A 2,843-nucleotide genomic window follows, 5' to 3' on the forward strand; every position below is an offset into this window, starting at 1 on the left:
CCGGCGGCTGGCCGCCGCGAGCCCCGACGGGATCAGGCTCGTCATCGTGGACAGCGTCTACTCCATGGACGGCGACATCGCTCCGCTGCCCGAGCTGCGCGCCGTCTGCGACGCGCACGACGCGCTGCTGATGGTGGACGAGGCCCACGCGCTCGGTGTCATCGGCGCCACCGGCAAGGGCATCGAGGAGCACTTCGACTACCGGGCGAAGGTCGACATCAAGCTGGGCACCCTCTCCAAGGCCATCCCTTCGATGGGCGGCTGGGTGGCCGGGCCGAGCGAGCTGATCGGCCATCTCAAGTACGCGGCCCGGCCGTTCCTCTTCTCCGCGGCCCTCGGCCCGGCCCAGTCCGCCGCGGCCCTGGAGTCGCTGCGCATCCTGGAGCGCGAGCCCGAGCGCGTCAGCCACATCCAGCAGGAGTCCGCGCGGTTCCGCCGGATGCTGAACGAGGGCGGAATGCGCACCGGCGACAGCGAGACCGCGGTCGTCCCGGTCATCGCGGGCTCCGACGACGCGGCGTACGACTACGCCACCGCCTGCCGCGCGGCCGGTGTCATCGGACTGCCGGTGGTCACGCCCGCCGTCCCCAACGACCTGGCGCGGCTGCGGATCGCGATCACCGCGCGGCACACCAAGGCGGACATCGACTTCGCCGCGGAGGCCTTCCTCAAGGCCGCCCACGAGTGCGGACTGATCGCGGGCTGATCCACCGGCGGCGCGCTCCGCGCCCGTCCCACCGCCACGCCCATCGCCACCCTCACTCTCACGCTCACCCGCGCGCCGGCGTCAGTCGGCCGCTGTCCGCCGTTCGCACGGGATTCGGGATTCGGGATGTCAACCTCACCGAGGCACACACAGCTCAAGGCGCCTGTCGCGATCACCGGCATGGGCGTCGTCACACCGGCCGGCTGCACTCCCGACGATCTGTGGACCACACTGCGCGCCGGCCGGTCCACGGCCGCCACCCTCACCCATCTCGATCTGGAGCGGCACCGGGTACGGATCGGCTGCCGGGTCCGCGGACTCGACGAGACCGGACTGGTGCCCGCCAAGGACGCCCGCAGGATGGACCCGTTCGCGCTGTACGGCACGACGGCGGCCCTCGCCGCCCACCGGGACGCGGGCGCCCCGGCCGTCGACCCGGACCGTACCGCGATCGTCGTCGGGAACGCCGTCGGCGGCCGGGCCACCAGCGACGCGGAGTCGAAGAACTTCACCGAGTCGGGACCGCACCGGGTCAATCCGCTGATGCCGCTGATGACGATGCCCAACGCGGCGGCGGCCCAGATCGCGATGCGGCTCGGCTGGCACGGGCCCGCCCTGACCATCGCCACCACCTGCGCCAGCGGCGCCGACGCCATCGGCCACGCGGTGATGCTGCTCCAGACCTACCGGGCCGATGTAGTGCTGGCCGGAGGCTGCGAGTCGACACTGACGCCGGTCACCCTGGCCGGATTCGGCAACCTCAACGCCGTCTCGCTGCGCAACGACGACCCGGAGCACGCGTCCAGGCCGTTCGATGTCGACCGGGACGGCTTTGTGATGGGAGAGGGCGCCGGCTTCGTCGTACTGGAACGGCTCGACGACGCGAAGGCGCGCGGCACACGGCCCTACGCGACCGTCGCCGGCTACGCCTCCACCGCCGACGCGTTCCATCTCTCGATGCCGCTGCCGGACGGCGGCGCCGCGATCGGCGCCATGTCAGGAGCCATCGCCGACGCGGGCCTGGTGCCCTCCGACATCGTGCACATCAACGCGCACGGCACCTCGACGCCGTTCAACGACCGTGCCGAAGCGGTCGCGCTGGCCAAGGTGTTCGGGCCCGACGGGCCGCCGGTCACCGCGAACAAGAGCGTCATAGGCCATCTCATCGGAGCCGCCGGCGCCGTCGAACTGATCGCCACCGTGCAGGCGATGCGCCAGTGCGAGGTCCCACCCACCGCCAATCACGAACGGCTGGAGCCAGGCATGGAAATCGACGTGGTCCACGGCGCGCCGCGCGCCGTCGCATCCGGTCCCGCGCTGTCCAACTCCTTCGGTTTCGGCGGCCACAACTCCACTCTGGTGGTGGCGCCGGTATGACGACCTCCTCCGCATCCGCCGGCATCCCGGCCGTGATCCGTACCGTCACCGCCGAGGAGATCGCCGCCTACCGCGGCGCGGTCCGCGCCGAACTGCCCGTCACCAAGGACGAACTGGCCTCGCCCGTCCACGCGTTCGTCCTCGCCCACACCGTGGCCGAGCGGACCGTGGCCGCGCTGACCGCCGATGAGCCGGGACCGGTCTCGGTCGTCCATCTCTCCCAGGACATCCGCGGCCACCGGCTCGTACGCGCCGGTGAGCGCGTCACCGTACGGCTTGAGGTGCTCGGTGCCCGGCGCGAGGCGCGCGGGACCCGTGTCGCCCTGCGCTCCCGGCTCATCGGCGACGGAGCGGAGGGCCCGGGCGGCGTGGAAGGCACCAGCGGCGCCGGTGAGCCGGAGCCGTTCGCCGAACTGATCACCAGCGCCCTGCTGGTGGGCGCCACCGCGCTCGAACCGTTCGGAGACATCGCCGCCGGAGCCGCCGCTCCCGCGCCCGCCGGGGCCGGCGAGCCCGCCACCGTCGTCCATGAGCCGACCGTGGAGTGGATCCGCCGCTATGCCCATGCCTCCGGCGACGAGAACCCGATCCATCTCGACGAGGAGGCGGCCCGCGCGGCCGGCTTCGACTCCGTCATCGCCCATGGCATGAGCGTGGTGGCGCTGGCCGTCGAGGAGATCACCGACCGGTACGCCGACGGCGACGCCGCGCGCGTACTCGGCATCGGCGGGCGCTTCTCGGCGCCCGTCGCGCCCGGCGA

General features: G+C 72.7%; 3 protein-coding genes. All 3 read left to right on the forward strand.

All coding sequences use genetic code 11. The features are described 5' to 3' along the window. Positions 1-706 (forward strand): aminotransferase class I/II-fold pyridoxal phosphate-dependent enzyme (locus GA0115259_RS36775; RefSeq protein WP_141716858.1); only part of this gene is annotated, 706 nt, incomplete at its 5' end. Between the two features lie 126 nt (positions 707-832). Then, complete coding sequence (locus GA0115259_RS36780; RefSeq protein ID WP_093604845.1) at positions 833-2,083, forward strand: beta-ketoacyl-[acyl-carrier-protein] synthase family protein; 1,251 nt, start codon at positions 833-835, stop codon at positions 2,081-2,083. After that, the coding region (locus GA0115259_RS36785; protein ID WP_093604847.1) for a MaoC/PaaZ C-terminal domain-containing protein at positions 2,080-2,843 on the forward strand (764 nt) is incomplete at its 3' end. The genes GA0115259_RS36780 and GA0115259_RS36785, both read left to right, overlap by 4 nt.

Origin of the sequence: Streptomyces sp. MnatMP-M17, assembly GCF_900091995.1 — a bacterium.
In the GTDB taxonomy this organism is placed as follows: domain Bacteria; phylum Actinomycetota; class Actinomycetes; order Streptomycetales; family Streptomycetaceae; genus Streptomyces.